This window comes from Nitrososphaera sp., assembly GCA_039938515.1.
GTDB lineage: Archaea > Thermoproteota > Nitrososphaeria > Nitrososphaerales > Nitrososphaeraceae > Nitrososphaera.
This window is the reverse complement of record JBDUUL010000012.1, coordinates 41,737-59,787: the sequence shown is the minus strand read 5'-3', so window position 1 is coordinate 59,787 and position 18,051 is coordinate 41,737. Positions and strand designations below refer to the sequence as shown.

18 protein-coding genes are annotated in these 18,051 nt (G+C 52.5%); 8 read left to right on the top strand and 10 right to left on the bottom strand.

Features of this window, described 5'->3' with window-relative positions; all coding sequences use genetic code 11:
- Positions 1-178: 178 nt before the first annotated feature.
- Both ABI361_07375 and ABI361_07370 read left to right on the top strand, forming a co-directional pair.
- Entirely contained in the window at positions 179-784 is a 606-nt protein-coding gene (locus ABI361_07375; protein MEO9320478.1) for a hypothetical protein, read from the top strand.
- A gap of 270 nt (positions 785-1,054) precedes the next feature.
- Positions 1,055-1,456 (top strand): translation initiation factor IF-5A, encoded by a 402-nt coding sequence (locus tag ABI361_07370; GenBank protein ID MEO9320477.1) that lies wholly within the window; start codon positions 1,055-1,057, stop codon positions 1,454-1,456.
- Between the two features lie 118 nt (positions 1,457-1,574).
- On the opposite strand, the gene ABI361_07365 is transcribed toward ABI361_07370, so the two are convergent.
- The 4 genes from ABI361_07365 to ABI361_07350 all read right to left on the bottom strand — a co-directional run bounded on the left by ABI361_07365 (position 1,575) and on the right by ABI361_07350 (position 8,083).
- A complete protein-coding gene (locus tag ABI361_07365) occupies positions 1,575-2,990 on the bottom strand; it encodes an ABC transporter permease (GenBank protein ID MEO9320476.1) in 1,416 nt (471 codons plus the stop codon).
- Positions 2,990-4,057 (bottom strand): ABC transporter permease, encoded by a 1,068-nt coding sequence (locus tag ABI361_07360; protein MEO9320475.1) that lies wholly within the window; start codon positions 4,055-4,057, stop codon positions 2,990-2,992. Before ABI361_07360 ends, ABI361_07365 begins: the two co-directional genes overlap by 1 nt.
- Positions 4,058-4,092: 35 nt before the next feature.
- On the bottom strand, positions 4,093-7,188 hold the full coding sequence (locus ABI361_07355) for an ABC transporter substrate-binding protein (protein MEO9320474.1): 3,096 nt from the start codon (positions 7,186-7,188) through the stop codon (positions 4,093-4,095).
- Between the two features lie 64 nt (positions 7,189-7,252).
- Complete coding sequence (locus tag ABI361_07350) at positions 7,253-8,083, bottom strand: ABC transporter ATP-binding protein (protein MEO9320473.1); 831 nt, start codon at positions 8,081-8,083, stop codon at positions 7,253-7,255.
- Positions 8,084-8,165: 82 nt separating this feature from the next.
- Here ABI361_07350 and ABI361_07345 point away from each other — a divergent pair, with 82 nt between their 5' ends.
- From ABI361_07345 to ABI361_07325, 5 genes are read left to right on the top strand one after another with little or no spacing between them, the layout of a single operon-like run.
- Positions 8,166-8,954, top strand: a complete 789-nt coding sequence (locus ABI361_07345; GenBank protein MEO9320472.1) for a diphthine--ammonia ligase — start codon at positions 8,166-8,168, stop codon at positions 8,952-8,954.
- Positions 8,947-10,335, top strand: a complete 1,389-nt coding sequence (locus ABI361_07340; protein MEO9320471.1) for a signal recognition particle receptor subunit alpha — start codon at positions 8,947-8,949, stop codon at positions 10,333-10,335. The genes ABI361_07345 and ABI361_07340 overlap by 8 nt, the downstream gene beginning before the upstream one ends.
- Complete coding sequence (locus ABI361_07335; protein MEO9320470.1) at positions 10,328-11,536, top strand: hypothetical protein; 1,209 nt, start codon at positions 10,328-10,330, stop codon at positions 11,534-11,536. Before ABI361_07340 ends, ABI361_07335 begins: the two co-directional genes overlap by 8 nt.
- Positions 11,533-12,258: a hypothetical protein gene (locus ABI361_07330; protein ID MEO9320469.1), complete on the top strand. Its 726-nt coding sequence runs from the start codon at positions 11,533-11,535 to the stop codon at positions 12,256-12,258. Before ABI361_07335 ends, ABI361_07330 begins: the two co-directional genes overlap by 4 nt.
- On the top strand, positions 12,251-13,942 hold the full coding sequence (locus ABI361_07325) for a nucleotidyltransferase domain-containing protein (protein ID MEO9320468.1): 1,692 nt from the start codon (positions 12,251-12,253) through the stop codon (positions 13,940-13,942). Before ABI361_07330 ends, ABI361_07325 begins: the two co-directional genes overlap by 8 nt.
- A gap of 22 nt (positions 13,943-13,964) precedes the next feature.
- Here ABI361_07325 and ABI361_07320 read toward each other — a convergent pair whose 3' ends face one another.
- Positions 13,965-14,174 carry a 30S ribosomal protein S27ae gene (locus ABI361_07320; protein MEO9320467.1) on the bottom strand — a complete coding sequence of 70 codons (210 nt, stop codon included), beginning with the start codon at positions 14,172-14,174 and terminating at the stop codon, positions 13,965-13,967.
- Entirely contained in the window at positions 14,174-14,566 is a 393-nt protein-coding gene (locus ABI361_07315; GenBank protein MEO9320466.1) for a hypothetical protein, read from the bottom strand. The genes ABI361_07320 and ABI361_07315 overlap by 1 nt, the downstream gene beginning before the upstream one ends.
- 156 nt (positions 14,567-14,722) lie before the next feature.
- On the opposite strand from ABI361_07315, the gene ABI361_07310 reads away from it, so the two are divergent.
- The gene (locus ABI361_07310) at positions 14,723-15,136 is read left to right on the top strand and encodes a hypothetical protein (protein MEO9320465.1); all 414 of its coding nucleotides are present in this window, start codon (positions 14,723-14,725) and stop codon (positions 15,134-15,136) included.
- Here ABI361_07310 and ABI361_07305 read toward each other — a convergent pair whose 3' ends face one another.
- The 4 genes from ABI361_07305 to ABI361_07290 form a co-directional block, all read right to left on the bottom strand.
- Complete coding sequence (locus ABI361_07305) at positions 15,137-16,837, bottom strand: hypothetical protein (GenBank protein MEO9320464.1); 1,701 nt, start codon at positions 16,835-16,837, stop codon at positions 15,137-15,139. It abuts the gene before it with no gap.
- Positions 16,838-16,861: 24 nt separating this feature from the next.
- Entirely contained in the window at positions 16,862-16,984 is a 123-nt protein-coding gene (locus ABI361_07300) for a hypothetical protein (protein ID MEO9320463.1), read from the bottom strand.
- Positions 16,985-17,120: 136 nt separating this feature from the next.
- Positions 17,121-17,372 carry a hypothetical protein gene (locus ABI361_07295; protein MEO9320462.1) on the bottom strand — a complete coding sequence of 84 codons (252 nt, stop codon included), beginning with the start codon at positions 17,370-17,372 and terminating at the stop codon, positions 17,121-17,123.
- A 148-nt stretch (positions 17,373-17,520) separates the two neighbouring features.
- Positions 17,521-18,009, bottom strand: a complete 489-nt coding sequence (locus ABI361_07290; protein MEO9320461.1) for a hypothetical protein — start codon at positions 18,007-18,009, stop codon at positions 17,521-17,523.
- Positions 18,010-18,051 lie beyond the last annotated feature (42 nt).

Sequence of the window (18,051 nt, the reverse complement as noted above, 5' to 3'; positions counted from 1 at the left end):
AGCGCATGCTCTCCCTTTCCCCAGGCGGACACCAAGCCTCTCTCCGGGCCGGCAAAATCACTCTAAAAAGTGGGTAATTTATTCTCTAAATCTTACATAAAATAAAGTTTATTGTTGATTTTTAGATAACGTTGCGGGCAAACAGTATATATTTACCCACCATTATGCATTGTCTGTAGTGGATGCGGGACAGCAGGCGGATATTCAGGGCTATGCCTGTACGCCTCATGGAAAGCAATCCGGCGCCCTTGTCGAAGGCTGGAAAAAGAGCGACAATATAGTAGATGCATACTTTGCTGCGGCCACCTTTGCGGATGAGAGCACGCCCTACTTTCCGAACAGGGCGAACAATTACATCGTTGCTTCCTTCAGGGACATGTCAGGGGTACTAGACGACATTGCAACAAATGAAATGGATAGGCTTTCATTCATGTTCAGCTTGGACACTCCGTTATTCGAGCGTAGCGGCATACACTTGAACTATGTTTCTCTCTACTTTACAAAGTACACGGGTGCGGACTCGGAAGTAAGCGAGCTCGCGAACATTATCGCTAGGAGGGACAGGGTCAAGAGGGCAAGCCTTGCCCAGATGCAGCTGGTTTCGGCCGAAAAACCGAGGTTCACGTTCCCCTATTCACGCAACCTGGTCATGCTAGAGGTTGAGGGGGCCAGCAGCCACCAAACCGACCAGAAGTACTGTGAGCGCACCCGGCGCGAGGTTGCAAGGAAGGGAATCGCTCTCACAAACCTCGTGAGCTTTTCAATCCTGGAGAAACTCAAGTAACTCCAGCCTGCCGGACCGGTCAATTATGTAGACATGCTGCCGAATCAGCGTCTGAGCCTTTATACTTGGAGAATTACACAAGTCGAAGGGAATGATGAAGAGTTAGAGTTGAAGTCAGCTGGCTTCCTTTCCGGAAGCCTATTGCTGAGTTTCAAGAAAAAAAATTCTGACCCGGCTATTGCAATTACCATTAGGAACCTGCGGAAAACAATCCACGCCGAGACGGCGAAATGGTTATTAGTACTCCTTATTCTTTAGCCCTTTGAACTTATGAGCAAGCCGATGGACTTGGGCGCTCTCAAAATCGGTTCCTACATAATTGTGGATGGCGAGCCGTGCAGGATAGTGTCGTACGATCACAGCAAGCCGGGAAAACACGGGTCAGCCAAGGCACGAATTACTGCAGTAGGTGTTTTCGATGGAAGGCCCCACCCGTTTGTCGGTCCTGTCTCCACCAAGGTCGATGTCCCCCTGATCGACAAGCGCAATGGGCAGATTATTTCAAAGCAGGGCGAAGTGCTTATGATTCAGGACCTCGAAACGTTTGACACGTTTGAAACCACCGCGGTTGACGATGAGATAAAGGAGAAACTTCAAGGGGATGTCAACGGCCGAGAAGTCGAGTACTGGAAGGTCCTTGACAGGATAAAGATAGTCCGGGTCAAGGGCTAAAGGTTATACAAGCGCCACAATATTTGTCGCGCCGGATGCTGATGAAGTGTAGGAAGAGCCGGCTGATATCATCAACTCAAGTGTGATGAAGATTATGAGAACTGAGGCATCCGAAAATTCATACGACCTTTGTCTGCCGCCTCGAGCGCGGGTTCACGATCGAGTTCAGAGTATTTCCAATTAGCACAAAGGCAGTACCTGTTAGCGCAATCATAAAGCCTGGGATGAGGGCCCACCACCAGATCCCGCGCTGGACTGCCGCCGCAGAGTTTGCATCGTGCAGTATGCGGCCCCAAGTGGGGATTGACGGATCGCCAAGGCCCAAAAAGCTGAGGGCAGCCTCTGCGAGTATCGCGCTTGGAACGGCGACAGCGATGGTCGCAAAAGCAATCGGAATCAATTGCGGTATTACATGCCTTCTAATTATTCTCAGGTCAGTTTCACCCATCAGTTTTGCTGCCTCGACGTACTGGAGCTTGGTTATCTGAAGTGCCAGGCTGCGGGCTATTTTCGCAATTGGAACCCAGCCAAACAGTATGAAAAACCCGACAAATAGAAAGATGCTTCTTCCGACTGTGACTGAAAGGATAATCAGGAGCGGAAGCGCTGGAAGGGAGTAAAAGATATCGTTCATACGCATCATGCCCTCGTCCGCATACCTACCCTTAAAGCCGGAAATTACGCCATAGTACAGTCCAATGAAGGTTGAGGCAAACGCAACCGAGAGCCCGATAAACAGAGCCACTGGCGCACCCCAGAGTATGCCGATAGAGAGGTCTCTGCCTGTGTCATCGGTACCCATAAGGCCAAAGACCTGGCCGGGAAAAATTAACGCGACTTCCCGTATAGAGTCGGAAGGCGAGAAAAAGTAAGCTGTGACTTTGAAGACATAATTGCCCTTGAGAACTTTGCAGTCGTGGGCGTCTGAAAAGATCATCACCTGCGGTTTGGCAACGTCTATGTCGCAGCTAAACTGTCCAACGTAGTTTTGCAGATTTGACGAAATCGAGCTGTCGGTTGAGACTATTCGCACGTCCGTTACGGTCATGCCTGTCCCCTGCACTGATGGCAGCGCGGAATAGTAAAGTGTAAATGTCTGCCCGTCGGGTCTCGTGACGTCCAGCTGGATTAGCGGGAGCTTTGAGTATTCCGCCTTGGCGGTAAGGCTGAAGCGGCTTGGAAATGAGTCATATGAGTAGCCCGCATTCCAAGAATAACTGACTGCCCTGCCACCCTGCATTTGGGATTCGGTTACGGTTGCGTCGGACCGCGTGAGCACTATAGTCTTGGCGGCGCTACTACCAAGGAATGGCAGGTCCGTCCATGCAGGCGGCACGGTCTTGGGATAATCCTGCCAGAAGGTTGGATTGTTCCACTGGTCGTACGATTCGCGGGGCACGGCGATTGCGGCATATACAGAAATCAAAGTAAGGAGCAGCAGTAGGATGACGCCCGCCAAGCCGGCCCTCGAACGAAGGAGCCGAGACACAATCTCGCTTTTTGAAAGTATCCTGTCTGACGGTTTTTCCGACACTATGCCTGCCCCTCCTGTGCGAGCCGGAGCCGGGGGTCAAAGATGCCGTATGCTAGGTCTATTGCAAATACGGTTATCACAAAAATGACCGTAGACACGTATGTCAGCCCGACTATTACCGGAATGTCAAAGTATCCGATTGCCTCGTAGTAGAGCATCCCCATGCCGGGCCAGTTAAACACGGTCTCGACCAGGATTGCTCCTCCAAACGATGCGGCAAGACTCAGTGCCACGGAAGTGAGAATTGGAGGCGCCGCATTTCTCAGTGCATGGGAATAGAGCACTCTGCGCTCCGGCACGCCTGCGGTCCGCTTGGCTCGGATAAAGTCTTCGCCAAGCACAAGGAGGACAAAATAGCGCACTGAATACGCCCAGGCACCAAACCCGATTATCACAAGCGTAATGAGCGGCAGGGCCATGTGGTAAAGCAGGTCGGGCACGTACATCGGATCAGTGGGAGACGTCTGTATCAGCGACTGCGCCGGGAATACCCTGAGCGCAAAGGCAAAAGCCAGGATCATGAGCATCCCTACCCACCAGGTCGGGAAGCTGCTGCTCGCGACTGTCACCGCGGAGACTGCCTTGTCGCTTATCGAGCCTTCCCTGCCAGCCACGTGCGTGCCAAGATAGATTCCAATGACAGATACGATTACCGTGGCGCTGCCAAAGAGAAGTACTGTTCTTGGCAGACGTTCCATTATGAGGTCATGGATGTCATGCGTTCCAGCGCCCCCCTGGTAGGTGTTTGCCGTCCTTCCCAGGTCCAAAAACATGACTTTCTCGACCGTGTTGTAGAGCCGGTTTGGCGAGTACCATGGCTGGTCGATTCCCTGTGAAACAGTCTGAGTACGATCACAGTCTGCGATTAGTTTATTGCGTTCAATTGGAGGCAGCTTTGATAGTTTTGGATTCATGTTGACGTCTTCTGTGCAGTGGTCTCGGATAACGCCGGCCAGCACCTTGTCGAATGTAGGCCCCAAGAGGCCCACCGTGACGACCACGGTAGCGAAAAGCACGAATACAAGGTATACCGCCCGCTTGAGGATAAAGGCCTGAAGACCCTTCAAAACAAAGCAGCCGGGTCTATGGCCTTGGATTTATATTAAAATTCTTGCGCTCGCTTTTGTCTGCTCGCGTGCACCCGCAGTCTTATTGCCGAGGCGACTTTCGGTATTGCAAACACACCAAAAGCCATGGCGCTTGTTGCGGCAGTAAGAGCCACAAAAGCTGCCGTGCTAATCGACAGCCATTCTGAGTTGTGCGCCATGATTCCAGCTACAGTTGCCACAAGTGCAGACGCAGCAAGCCCGGCCAGTAACTTTAGCCAGCGAGTCCGGACGGATTTCCGCCTGAAAATCGAGTATGCAGCTATCGGCGGAGCAAGGTAGACTGCTCCGATGAGGGAGCTTGCAGTGACCCCGGCAAGTACGGCGCCGGCTTCTCCACCACTGACTGAGTTATGTGCTCTTTCCGAGGCCATGAGAATCCCAAAAAGCGGGTATATTGACGCCTTGACCGTTTCCTGAAGCCAGGGCTGGCCCCTTTCATAATCGGCAACCTGTGGGCTGAATGAATAGTAGATGTTGTTAAAGGTGTCCATAAAGGCGGATCCGGAGACCGTCTGCAGGATATAGTTCTGCCTGAAATTACGCAGGTACTGGACCTGTGGTGTTAGCTCTGAGCCAAACGCTGCGGTTGCGATAAGGCAGCCAGATTTGGTATTGCTGCCCGCTGTCGTTCCGGAGCCAGTGCCGTTGCCTTGGCCGCCTGGGCCAGAACCGCTCGCGGTAGCTGTCATGAGCAGCAGCGGGACGGACGCGAATGCTGGCTTGTATGCCTGGTTGCCAATCGCAAATACCTTGAACTGGTATGCGCCCGGCGCAAGTTGCCCGGTGACGCTCGAATTCATGGTCGCCACGAAAACGCCTGGATTATTCGCCGACGCAGTTGCGTTGCCGGATGCCGAAACCCCTTTGTCGCCGGACAAAAAGTAGAGGACCTGTGCGTCGCTGCTTGGCTGATCTGCGACGTTCACCACGATCTTCACTGCCTTGGGCTTGCCGATTGTCGCAGGGCCTGTTGTATCGATACTCTTAACAGAAGCTACCTGCGGAACGCCGAACTTTGCTGACCAGTAATCCGGCGGGAACGGGTACGAGTCGTCCCGGAATGCCTTCAAGGTCGCCGTCTGGCCCGCTGCGTTGAACGTATCGAGATAGAATGGACCGTTGCTAATTACAGCGTGGTGGTGTTCGGATATCCATTTGATGCTTGCGTCATACCTCTTGTTTGCCTCATCGCTTGTCACGAGCCCCTGCAGCGCGGTCGGGATATAGCGTTCGTCCTTCATCTTTTGCAGCTCGTCGCTTATCATTTGTGCATGGACAGGGTTGACAAGCGACAGCCAGTCGACGCCTTTTTGTACGGCGCCACTGCTTGAGAACGACAGCTTGGATGCAGTGACGAGCCTCTCCTCCGCGGCGGTAATTTCCCATGGCTCAACCGCCCATATGGATGCAAGGCTGGCTATTTCCCTGCTGTCGAAATGCCATGCGTCTACATAAGAGACGACCGTATCGTCGGAGGTGAATTTTATCCCTTTCAGGGTGGGAAGGCTGGGCGCAGCCGAGGGGGTGTACTCGGGGTCATACGTCAGGTATGGCTTGCCGTTCGAGGTTGTATTCGTCCCCCACTGGAAGCCAAAATAATAGGAATACAGCAGGTCGTTCTTGTCCATCGCTATGCCGTTATGCCAGTTTCCATAGAGAATCTTGTAGGTGACGCTGCTCTCTGCGGTTGTGCCGCTTCCCACCTGCTGCCATTTCCCGGCAAAAGGATCCCACTTGATGGCGTCCGCTGAAACGTTGAGCGAGCCGGTCGGCCCATGTGTTGTAATGTCCGTCCAGTTGGTTCTGACTGGAATTGCAGTGCCGAGATAAGGATGGTACATGACCGCCGGGTCTTCAACGGGCGAGGACAGTGTTATTGTAAAGGTGTCTTTTAGCCCTCCGATGTTATTCCATGCACCCTGTGCAAGGTTTCTTACTCCAATATTGAGGTCGGACTTGCCGTCTGCCTTGGCGTCAATTATGGAAAACCTGCTTGAAATGCCCGCGCCAAAGTCGTTAACAAGCCCCTTGACCGAGGATGATGCCACATAAGGCTCCTTTGTCTGCGCGATAAAAATCCTGACAGACTCTTGCATCCCCTGCTGCACCGCGCTTCTTACAAGCTGGGTTCTCTCCTCCTTTGAGGTAAAGTTCAGGTTCAGGATCTTTTGCGTTATGGCGTCTAGTGTTTTGTTTGCGTACTGCCATGTCGCCGACGATCCACGGCCGGGCATGTTTCCGTACCAGGGAGCGTACATCTGAGCAGTAACGGTCGGGTTGTATGCTACGAACGTGGCGGTTCCCGCATAGCCTTCAGTATAGAGCTGCCATTTGAGTTCCTGCGGATCGGAACCGTAGACGTCAAGCTGTGCGCGGGCAAGGTCGCCGTATATCCTGTCTAGCGTAAAGCCCAGTTTTTCAAGGTCGGACGCAATAGCTTCGCCGATTGCATTCCTCTTTGGGTCGTCGCTTCTGATGAAGAAGTTGATCGTAATCGGCTTGTCCTTGAATTGCCATTTGCCTGACTGCATAGTGGCACCGGCGCTCTTCAGGGTTGCACTTATGGTCTGGTTTGCAAACGAAAGGTCGTGGCGGAATGCAAAGGATTCGACAATGTCAGCTATGGTGGTGTACTCTGGTGACGATATGCCGAAGGGATCAGACATTGGCGTTCCGGAGCCCTTCAGAATGTCGCTTACGGTAAACTGCCTGTCTACCACGTAATTCATGGCAAACCTCACCTGCCTGAACTGAAAGGGATTAAGCACGCTGGAATCGTTCGACGGGGCAGGGTTCATTAGAAGGCCGAAAGAGCCCGCGTCTCGGTCATAGACTGCGAGGCCGCGATCTTTCTGCGCGTCCGATACCAGCTCGATTGGAATCCTGTAAAGGTAAGCATCAATGTCGCCGGACTTTACTGCCTTGAGCGCGATATTCTCGTCAGAATACTGTGTAAACTTTACCGAGTCTGAAACGGGACCCTTGGCGGCCTGGCCGAAGGCGGAATTGCTTGACGCAACTGACGAGACAAAAGCGCAAACGAGCAGAGAAAGTGTCGCCAGCGAACCGAGCAGAATTGCTTTCTGCATCTATTGTACTAGTAGGCTTAACCGGATTCATAAAACCATTGTGGTTATAGAACACTTTTCTTTCCTAGTTTCCGACGTCCTGATACGCCGAGCTTATGTCAGGGATAGCACTGATAAGCGCTTTTGTGTACGAATCTGAAGGCTGCAGTAGAACCTGATCGATGCTGCCCTTCTCCCGCACCGTCCCATTCTTCATGACGATTATGCTGTCGCCCACGTACCTGGCTGTCGACAGGTCGTGGGTGATGTAGATAAATGCGGACTGGAGCTGGTCCTTCAGATTCATCATCAGGTTTAGGATTTCCGCCCTCACAGACACATCGAGCATCGACACGGGCTCGTCGGCAACTATCAGTTGCGGGCGCAGCACTATGGCTCTTGCAATTGCCACGCGCTGCCTCTGGCCACCCGAAAGGTCTTGCGGAAGGAGCTGGGCTATCTCGGGCGCAAGGCGGACTTCGACCAGCGAGTTCAGAACCTTCTCTTCTTTCTGGCCCCTTGTCGACTTCCTTCCCTCATGGATGTTCAGAGGCTCCATCACGATGTCCATCACTTTCATCCTAGGATCAAGCGAGGAGTATGGGTCCTGATAGACCATGTGAACCTTGGAACGGAATTGTTTCAGCTCGTGGCCCCTGAGCTTCCACACATCAACGCCGTCAAAAGTGACGGTGCCGGAAGTCGGCGCGGTCGCGCCGGTCACCATTTTTGCAATAGTAGTCTTGCCAGAGCCTGACTCGCCCGCTATGACGAGCACCTTTCCTCTGTCAACGCTAAAGGAAACATTGTCGACTGCCTTGTGCCACTCCGGCCTTGACCTTCCAAGCGCGCTTAGCAAGCCTGCCTTCTTGGGATAGTGCTTGGAGAGATTGTTGACCTCAAGAAGAACACTCAAATGAATAGCTATGACCACTACTAGCAGTGCTAGTACCGCATTTCACTCCTACTCCTGGAGATAAAAACAATTCGGCGAAAATTTGCCACTTGGCAACCTGCGTCTTGTTGTCAATTTCAATGCCGTACGACAGGGCATGAGGCAGATGCGGCTGGCGGCACTTTTTTCGGGCGGCAAAGACAGCACATTTGCTATTCTCAAGGCGATAGAGTCAGGTCACTCTGTAGTTTGCCTGATAGGAGCGAGGCCACCCTCGGATGAGAGCATGCTGTTTCACTACCCAAACGCCGGGATAACGCGGTACCAGGCTAAAGCAATGCAACTGCCGATTATAGAATTTGAAGCCGGCTCTGCAATGCAACCTGCTGCAACGGGTGAGATCGAGAAACAGGGTCTTGAAATAGCCGTAAGAAAAGCCGTTTCCGAGTTCAGGATTGAAGGTCTTGTAAGCGGTGGCATCGCGAGCAATTACCAGAGAGTCGCCTTCCAGTCCGTGTGCGATAGCACTGGCCTGCAGCTCGTCTCTCCATTATGGCAGGCAGAACCGCTGCCATACATGCGGGAGCTTCTTGAGAGGCATTTTGAGGTAATGATAGTATCTGTCTCTGCCATGGGACTAGACAAGAGCTGGCTGGGAGTAGTGGTTGACGCAGCGTCGCTTGACAGACTGGCAGGATTCAGCGCAAAGTATGGATTCAACCTGGCCTTTGAGGGAGGAGAGGCGGAGACACTGGTTCTTGATTGCCCCCTTTTTGAGAAGAGGCTTGCAGTTATTAGCTCCCGTTCCCACTGGGACGGCCAGCGGGGAATGTTTGAAATACTGGAAGCCGCGCTATTAAGCAAAAACAAGCAGGAATCCAAGCATGTTTGACAACCTTCGTGATGGCCTTAGGAGTGCGCTGAAAAAAATCGTCCGCGCGTCTGACATAAACGAGGAGCTTATTGATGCCTTATGCAAAGACGTGCAGCGCGCTCTGTTGCAGTCCGACGTGAACGTAAAACTTGTACTCTCAATTACGACGACGCTCAAGGAAAGGTCACTCAAGGAGCAGCCGCCAAAGGGGCTTTCCAGAAAGGACCACATAGTAACCATCCTTTACGGAGAGCTTGCAAAGATGCTAGGATATGCCGGCGATACCATCAAGACCATCGACAAGTCCGCGCGCGGAGGTGCAGGAGAGGAGGACGAGACGGGCATTACCACCTTCTTCAAGCCGGGCAAGCAGAACATCGTCCTGATGCTTGGCATCCAGGGCAGTGGCAAGACCACGGTGACCGCAAAGCTGGCCAGATGGCTTACAAGGCACGGCTACAGGGTCGGTGTGGTTGGAGCGGACACCTGGCGACCGGGGGCGCTGACTCAGTTGAAGATGAACTGCAGCAAAATAAACGTCGAGGTATTCGGCGAGGAATCAAACAAGGACGCCGTCGAAATTGTAAGAAAAGGGCTTGATTATTTCAGGCCCCAGAACCTCGACATCATAATAATTGATACGGCTGGGAGGCACAAGGAAGAGGCAGGCCTCCTCCAAGAAATGAACGACATGTACAAGGTCTCGACTCCTGACCTGGTGCTCCTAGTAATAGACGGGACTCTTGGCCAGCAAGCGCGGGCCCAGGCTGAGGCGTTTCACAAAGCCGCGCCGGTCGGCGGCATTGTGCTGACAAAACTTGACGGCACTGCAAAGGGTGGCGGAGCCTTGGCGGCTTCGACTGCTACTGGCGCAAAGGTCATGTTTATAGGAACAGGTGAGCGCATCGACGACCTCGAGCAGTTCTCGCCTACTCGCTTTGTAGGGAGGCTTTTGGGTATGGGAGACATCAAAGCGCTCCTTGAGATGGCAAAGGGACTTGAGGTACAGGCCGATGAGAATCAGGCAAAGAGGGTAATGAGTGGCAAGATGACAATCGAGGACTTTTACATGCAGATGGAACAGGTTAGCAAGATTGGTTTTAGAAACGTCATTGAGAACATGCCGGGTTTTTCGGGGATGGTAAACGACGAAAAGCTCGATGAGATGCAGGACAGGATGGAAAGCTGGCGCTTCATAATCCAGTCGATGACAAAGGAGGAAAAGAGAAATCCCGACCTGATAAACGACTCCCGGAAGAAACGCATTGCCAGGGGCGCAGGTATGTCTGAGGGCGAGGTGAAAGAGATGCTCAAGCACTACAACAACTCTAAAGCGATAATGAAGCAGTCGAAGGGCAGAAACATGCAGGGCTTCTTTAGGAGATTTGGTCTTGGATAATGGTAAACGCAATGAGGGCCTGCTGGAGACCAGACGACAGACCCCGCATCCTGCGACTCGGCTGCGGGACGACTATTCCCTCTGCCGCCTGTGCCTGAAGAGAAATCCAGGGCCAGTCCGCCCAAGGCAACGAAGGCCTCCAACCGCGGAGGCGCGATGCGACATCTGCCGCGGCCTCATGCCCCAACTTGATTCAATAACCGCTAAAATAATTGCCGCCTCAGGGCGCTATGACTTCAAGACATTCTTGATAGGAGCCGTGTTGCCCACCCAGATATACGAGCGCGAGGACGCATTGAGAGCCCTGCTCAAGATAAGGGGAATTGAAAACGTAAAGGGGCAGTTCACAAGGGAGCTTGGTATGCGTCTGGCCCGGTCGACCGGCAGAATCGTAGACTACCAGAGGCCAGACCTTACAATAAGCATTACCGTGGACAAGGAGAATTCAGTCTCGATTGCGATGCGCAGCAGGCCGCTGATGTTTCTGGGCAATTATACAAAGAAGGTCCGCGGGTTTGCACAGAAGCATCAGCGCTGCAGGCATTGCGAGGGAAGGGGTTGCGAAACCTGCGAGCTTACAGGCCTCGAGAAAGGCGACGACTCTGTCGAGTCAGTCGTTTCACGTGCCCTGGTGTCAAGGACCGGAGGTCAGGTTCCAAGGTACTCTTGGATTGGCAGCGAGGATCGGGACAGCCTGGTTCTTGGAAGAGGCAGGCCGTTCTATGTTCGCGTCTTTGATCCAAAAAAGAGAGCACTGCTCCGGCAGCTGCACGTCAGGGGTGCCGGGATCTATGCCAAGCTGTCCCTTGTGGACGATTCAGAAGAGCAGATAGAGGCGCAAATCCGGTTCGCGGTCAGGACAAGGATAATAATCCGTGCGGAGCGGCCCGTACTGCGGCAAGACCTTATCAGGCTTCAACAATCGCTGGCAGGCAAGGAGGTTTCCCTTGAGAACAAGGGCAGGATGGTTACAAAAAAGGTATATGCGGCCAGGGCTACGAAGGCCCAAAGCAAGGATAATAGCGAATTCATGCTCGTAATTGACGCCGACGGTGGCCTTTCGATCAAACAATTCGTCGGAGGCGAGCAGTATTCAAAGCCCAGCGTCTCGGAGATAATTGGGGCAAAATGCCACTGTGTAAATTTTGACATTCTCGCAGTAACATTTTTGTCTGACGCCGACAAGCTGTCATTTGCTTGAGCTTTGATCCACTTTACAAGGTACATTCTTTGCACGATGCAGGCAAGCTGCCAGATTCTATTTATTCCAAAATTATAGACAGAATTGACCTGGTAAGAGAAGGAATCTCCCGGGTGGAAAAGGCATCCGGGCTTGACTATCCCTACTACTATGTCGAGCCAAGCCTTGTAGTCTCGACTTCAGCGGCAGAATTCTCACACATGGGAATTTTTTTCGCACGTACTGTCCCCGTGGTCAATGCTCAGGAGGGAGGCATACTGCGCGTCGTCATCCAGGTTACCGCGCCCCTTGTTGCATTTGGACTCAAGGGCACGATACATGCCATACTTGCCCACGAGTTCATGCACTATCTGGAGCTTGTGGGGAGAATCGTAAAAATGAATGTAATCTCTGACGAGATTTCAGGGACGTTATTTGAAGGGAGATATGCTGACTCGGGTAAGCTGCTTGATGAGCGGGCAGTTTTCAAATCCGATCCCGGGCTGATAAAGCACATAACAGCGCGGTTTCCCGACGGCTTCAGGGACTACAAGCTTGAAGACAAGGTGATCGAGCAGTGGATGAACAAGGGGCTCCCGACTGTACATGTCCCAATTGACGCCAACACCATCAAGATCCCGATAGAGGCGATGGCCAGGCTGCAGGTGGAGCAGGCAGTCAAGGACAAGCTCGCCGAGTTTGAGAGCATCAGGCTTCGGAAAAGAAGATCCGGTTATGCCTAGTATCTCGCCCACGGAACTAGAGTTTGTTCACGAATGCATAGCGAGGCTTGCGCGGGGAAGGTCTGTAGTTGCGGCCTGTCTTTATGGTTCGAGGGTTGCGGGCTATTCCAGGCCGGACAGCGACATCGACCTTCTGCTGGTACTCGAACGCTTTGCCTTTGGCGTAAGCTACACCTACATCCGCGACAGGTCAAGGGGAGACGTCTCCGCGCTTGTTATTGATAAACGCGCCATTGAAGCCGACGCGACAAAAGGCATGCTAGGAGAGTTTGTAATCGGCAGGCTGCTTCACGTTTACGAGCCGTTGCAGGGCTCCAGGTACCTGACAGAGCTGGAAAGGGCCTACAAAAAGAGGGTTATCCTCGAAGAAACAAAAGAGCTCGCGGCTATTTCAGGAACCTTGTGCACTGAACTCGCCTTTCCGCTGGAGTATATTCACTTTTCAAAGATAAAGAGAAGGTCGGCCCATTATCCAAGCGCTGCGTACAGCTACTACAAGACCTATTCAGGAACAAATAGCCACCGAAATCTCGGCGCGACGCTTTTGGGTTACGAGCGCTCGCTTGAAGAAATCAGGGGCGAGGACCCTGCGCTCTTTGAGAGCCGAGGCAAGGACCGTATCGGCATATCAGAGCGGAGTATAAAGGTCGAAGGAGGGACTGTACAATTGAAACTCTCAAGCCGGCTGAAGCAGTTTGGCTCATATCTTGTGCACACATACGCAGGCCTCAAGGTGATGCACAGGTCGGTCGGCGAGGCTGAATCGAAGCTGAGGAGGCGCACTTCAAGGATTGAGCCGCCGCTCTCAATATCAGATCCCGTCGGGCAGTTTTGCACGCTGCCAGAAGGCCAACTCATCGCGGAGAGCAGCCGCGGCTGGATAGACGAGTACTGCCTGAAGGCAGGGATTGGGGCGGGTCTGGTGGTTTCAAAACGGACGAGGCTTGGAAATAGCAGCAGCCAGACCAGGCTTTTGGAGCTCACAAGCGCGGGAAGCAGCGATAGCCCCAATATCGTAAGGAAGCTGGTTGTAAAGTCGCTTGCCGTTTCAAAGAGCCTAAAGTGGTCGGCGCTAAATGTGTGGACTGCCCCGGTAAAGAGGTACAGTGTCGAACCCCTTGTGCTGCTCGGGACGCAGTACAAGGGGCTGAGGTTCCTGAAACATGTCGGCCTTAGGGCTCCCAAGATAGAAGCGATAGTACTGGACAGAAAACTCGTCGTCACGCAGTATATCGAGGGAGTTTCTATGGCACAAATCATAACCGAATTCTTGAAGTCGGGGGAGCAGTCCCGAGACAATTTTTTTATCGAGATCGCCGGCGAGCAAATTTCAAGGGTTCACTCGCACGGAGCAAGTTTTGGCAACCTAAAGCCCAAGAATATCCTGTTGTCCGACGGCAGCCTCTATTTCACGGAGCTTGAGCAGTTCTCGAGGGATTCCAAGGATCAGGCTTGGGATATTGCGCAATTTCTCTCCTGGGCGCTGAAGCGGAGTTCAAGCGCCGAGTCTGCCTGCCTGCTCGTTCGCAAGTTCTTCCAAGGATACCTTGCGGAAGGCTTGCATCCAAAGGAGGTAGTACAGAAACTTGCGGGCTCTAGAAGGCACCTTGAGTCCTTTTATCCTGTCCTTACTCCGCAGGTGGCCCTGGCGATAAAGAACGAAATCAAAAGGGCCGCGAAATGAGGCCCAGAAATCGCTAGGTAGGTTACTTTTTGCCCTTCTTTTGCTGTTCCTTGTGGACAAACTCGGTAAATCCGCACTTGCCGCAAGTGAGCCGGTCCTTGTGTTCTGCCATGAAGGTGCCCTTGCCGCACCGTGGGCAGTCACGTTTGCTTCGAGTAACCTTATCCCCCTGGACTTTGTAGAATTTGTATACAGCGACCTCGCCCTTTGGGGCTGCCTTCTTGTCTGCCACTACTTCTTGGCACCTCCGCCGCCCTTTGCACCCTTCTCGGCAGTCGCAGCCTGCTTTGCCTTGAGTCTGGCTGCCTTTTCTTCGTCAAGAATTTTCTTTCTGTCTGCCTTTGGCATTGTCCTCAGCATTCTGAACCGGGGAAGCTGTTTTTGTGCTTCCTTTTCATCGTCATAGACGTAAAATGATGCATGCACGTCGATCTTGCCTGTCTCGCAGACCAAGCTAATCGGAATCACGTTCTTCTTGTCAATGTGAAGCTCACCAGCAATCTTTTCAGCAGCGTCGATGCGCTTCATGGTTCCTGCCGCGCCCTTGAACAGGGCCTTTACTTCGCGCCTTCCGAGGAGTGAGTTCTTTTTATCCTCGATGACAACTAGATCCTGCGTCGACAAAGTAAAACAGGATGGCTGGAGCATCGCATATAAGTGTATATTCAGGACGAGTCCGCGCACGAACTTGCATACTACGCAGATTGGCAGTGCGATTGAGGCAGAGCTCTCCGCAAGCCAGAAAATCAAATATAGCTACCCGCTGGAGGGTAGATGAAGATGACGGAATTTCTTTCAGAGTTCTGCCGCAAGGTGGTTGCTCTTGACAAGTCCATCAGGTTTGTTGGCATAGCCGAGGATGACGGCAAGCTAGTGGGCATTGCAGAGAGAAAGGGCCTCAAGGCCTTGCTTACGCCTGAAGAGAGGGCACAGTACGCAATTACCGCGGCAAACCGGCAGCATACCCGCCTTCGATGGGAGTATATGCTTGGCAAGATCAACTTTGCGACATCTCATTATGAGAAGGTCATAAGGGCGACGGTTCCCATTACCGGCGAGTCCGGCGACTTGTATTATGTGCTCCTGATGTCGTTTGACGTAAAACCTGGCAATACGGAACAGTTGATCACCAAAAAGATAATCCCGCTTGTGAAAAAGAACAAGGCAAAGTTAGTCGCCAAGCTGAAAAAGTGATCACAGTTTCAAAGGCGTCCTTGGGAAAACTATCCTTACAGGCTGGCGCAGTGCGGGGTGTAGGAGCACCATCTCTCCCCTGTTAAGCCTAGTGACGCATAGTTTCATGTGCTCGTCAAGCCCAGAATAGGCGGGAGAGCTCTCCAGCTCCTGCAACCCGAGTTTCGCGCACACGTGAAGGCCGGTGTTTTCAAGGATTCCCTGATGTACTGCGCTCTTGAACTGCTGCGCAGAGAATAGTACGGTGCCCCGCGAGCCGCCAGTCATTACCGTCTTCATTATTTGTTCGGCGGCCGGCGCCATCTTTACGCCTGATGGAAGCCGGGGGACGAAACGGTTTATTTCGTCGATAAAGATTAGGACGTACTTTGGAGCGTTGGTCTTGCGCATGCGGGATTTTCTGCCTTGCTTTTCTCTTCCATCAGGGCCTTCTGCTCGCTTCAGAGAGTAAATCTCGTCGATGCACTTCATCACGTCACCTACGATAAACGCCTGCTCGTCTAGTGATGGGATGCGGGCAATGTCGATGACATATACCTGCTTGTTTCTTATCCTCCTTATCTCGTCGCCAAGGTAAGTGCTTGTCTTTTTGCGATCAACAAAAAGCGGGGACTTGCGGATTCTGCGCAGGTTCTCGAAGAAGCGCAGCAGAGTGAATTGGTGTGCAGCTATTTCCTGAGGATAACCCCGGAACTCTGACAGGTCGCTCCAAGTCCGGACTTTTTTTGGCGGACCTCCGGACACCTGTGCCTCCAGAGGCCAGGATTCGTAGATGTAGTTGAGTATTGAAGCCAGAGACATGAGCTGTGGAGTGTGGAAGGGCGAGCTCTGATTTCCAAGAAAGAGCAGGTCAAGGCTCTCATAAACGTCCCCGAGTTCAAAAGAGTAAGTCTTTGAGTTTTTGGGCAGGTAAGCAGAATTTGGCCGGCCATCGGGTCCCCTCGGCAACATGTACGTCACGTCATCGAAAGGTTCCAAGTCGATGCCGACCATGCTAAACGCCAGCTTGTCCTTTGTCTTGACCCTGCCGCCGTCGTCGATGTGCAGCAAATCCTGTTCTTTGGTATTGAAAATGATAACCGCGGTTTCCTCTAACCTCTGATAGGCGGCCTGCAGGAGAAAGAGCAGGTATGTTGTCTTGTTGTTGCCTGAGATTCCAGCGGCATTAACATGCGTGGTATCCGGCCCCAGCAGAAAGGAAACGTCAAAGGAAATCGGTATTGACAGGCCGTTTGCCATTTCAATCGCACCGACGGGGATGGGATTCTTCATGTCCGGTGTGCCCAGCGCGAAGAGGACCTCCTGCTCACTTGAAAATCTGACCGGACGGCCTGCCCCCACCGGCATTTCGACGGGTACGTTTCTCGCAAATTCGCCCTCGTAGCCGCTGTTTCCCATCGGTGCCACGCTGGCCAGGATGACGCTCTCTTGCCGGTTTGCGAAACCTACGCGGCCGTTAGATGCCGATTCGCTTCTAAATCCGCCTGGCGCCGCTTCGAGCTGTTTTACCATCCCAACAGTAATTGTCCCAAGAGCGTTTGAAACCGTGACAAAGTCAAAAGGGTTTACAATTACATCCCGCTCCAGCGCAAACCAAAAACCGTCGCTGGTATTCCGAAAGCGCTCCTCCGCCAGTGTTGTGCCAATTCTCTTGAGATAGGCTGAATGGTTAAGGGAGTATCTCTTGCTTTTATTGGCCAATCCCTTCACTGCCGGTGAACTGCATTAAACCGCCGGGTCATAATCCGGATTGTCGTCCGAGTCCTCATCATGGTCGACTGTCGTCAGTGCGTCATAGTCGCGCTCATCCTTGCTTTCGACCTCTTCGGGCCTTATGGTCGTCTGCACAGGGTGTTCCTGTTCCGGTGTTACTATTGCTTCTTTAGGAATTTCCTCGTTTGTGTTGTTACGCTCACATGATTTTGATTTTGCCGTTGATTATCACCTGTCGAAAAACAAAAAACCCAGCTAGAGATTGCCACGTCTACTGGTTAGTTCCGGCAGCGCCTTGCTCGTATGTGTTGCCAGTCTGCCAGGCACCGTCCGTTCCCTTTGCCATGCCGCTTTTTTGTACTATTTCCGACCCCTCTTCAGCATTTGTTCCTGTGCTTCCCTTGTCGACTATTTTTTGGTCCGACATTTCTCGATCGACTGCCGCTGGCTCGCGAGCATTGATATTCTCTGGACTCATTGGATCCTCAACTGAAGCGGAGTCCTCACGCTTTTGTTCAGACATGGCTACCGCAGTGCGAGAAGGTATTTACTTATTGGCTAACCATTCTGCATTATTAGATTCACGTAGAAAAATCTGAACGCCAGGGTGTGCCTTTATGTCTGCATGTAACTTGTGGACTTTATTAGTAACAGCCGATGGGGCTCCCCGCTCAGGAGCTTTGTGACGAGCTCTCGTCTTCAGTTCCTTGCGGCCGGCCCTTCTCGACCAGAGTGCACCTGGCCTCGATTGATTCTCCGGATGAGTTGTATGTGCCGTCGAACTGCCATCGAGCGCCGTTTAAACTCGAAAGCCTGGTCGATCGCGTCCAGGTTGTGGCCTCGCCTGAGAACATGGCCTTGCCACTACGGTCCACAGGATCTTGCGAAGCTGCGCCCTGTCCGACGACCATTTCTCCCTTTGATGTGAAGTGGATGAATTTAACGTTAAACTGCATCGAGCCATCCATCATCATTGTTCCCTCAGTTGTGTCGATGTGTGCACCGGAATAATACCTGCCCGAGACTTTTCCTCTGACGTGGTTCTTGATTTCGACCGAATCAGACCCTACATCCTCAATTGATGTTAGTGAAACTTTGGCTTTAATCAGCAGGTCGTATAGAGTCTTGGAGGTCTTTGTGCCGGATTTCTTTCTTGACACGAGTTAGGCTTGAGGGAGCTGTAGATATGCTTTTTCCCCCGC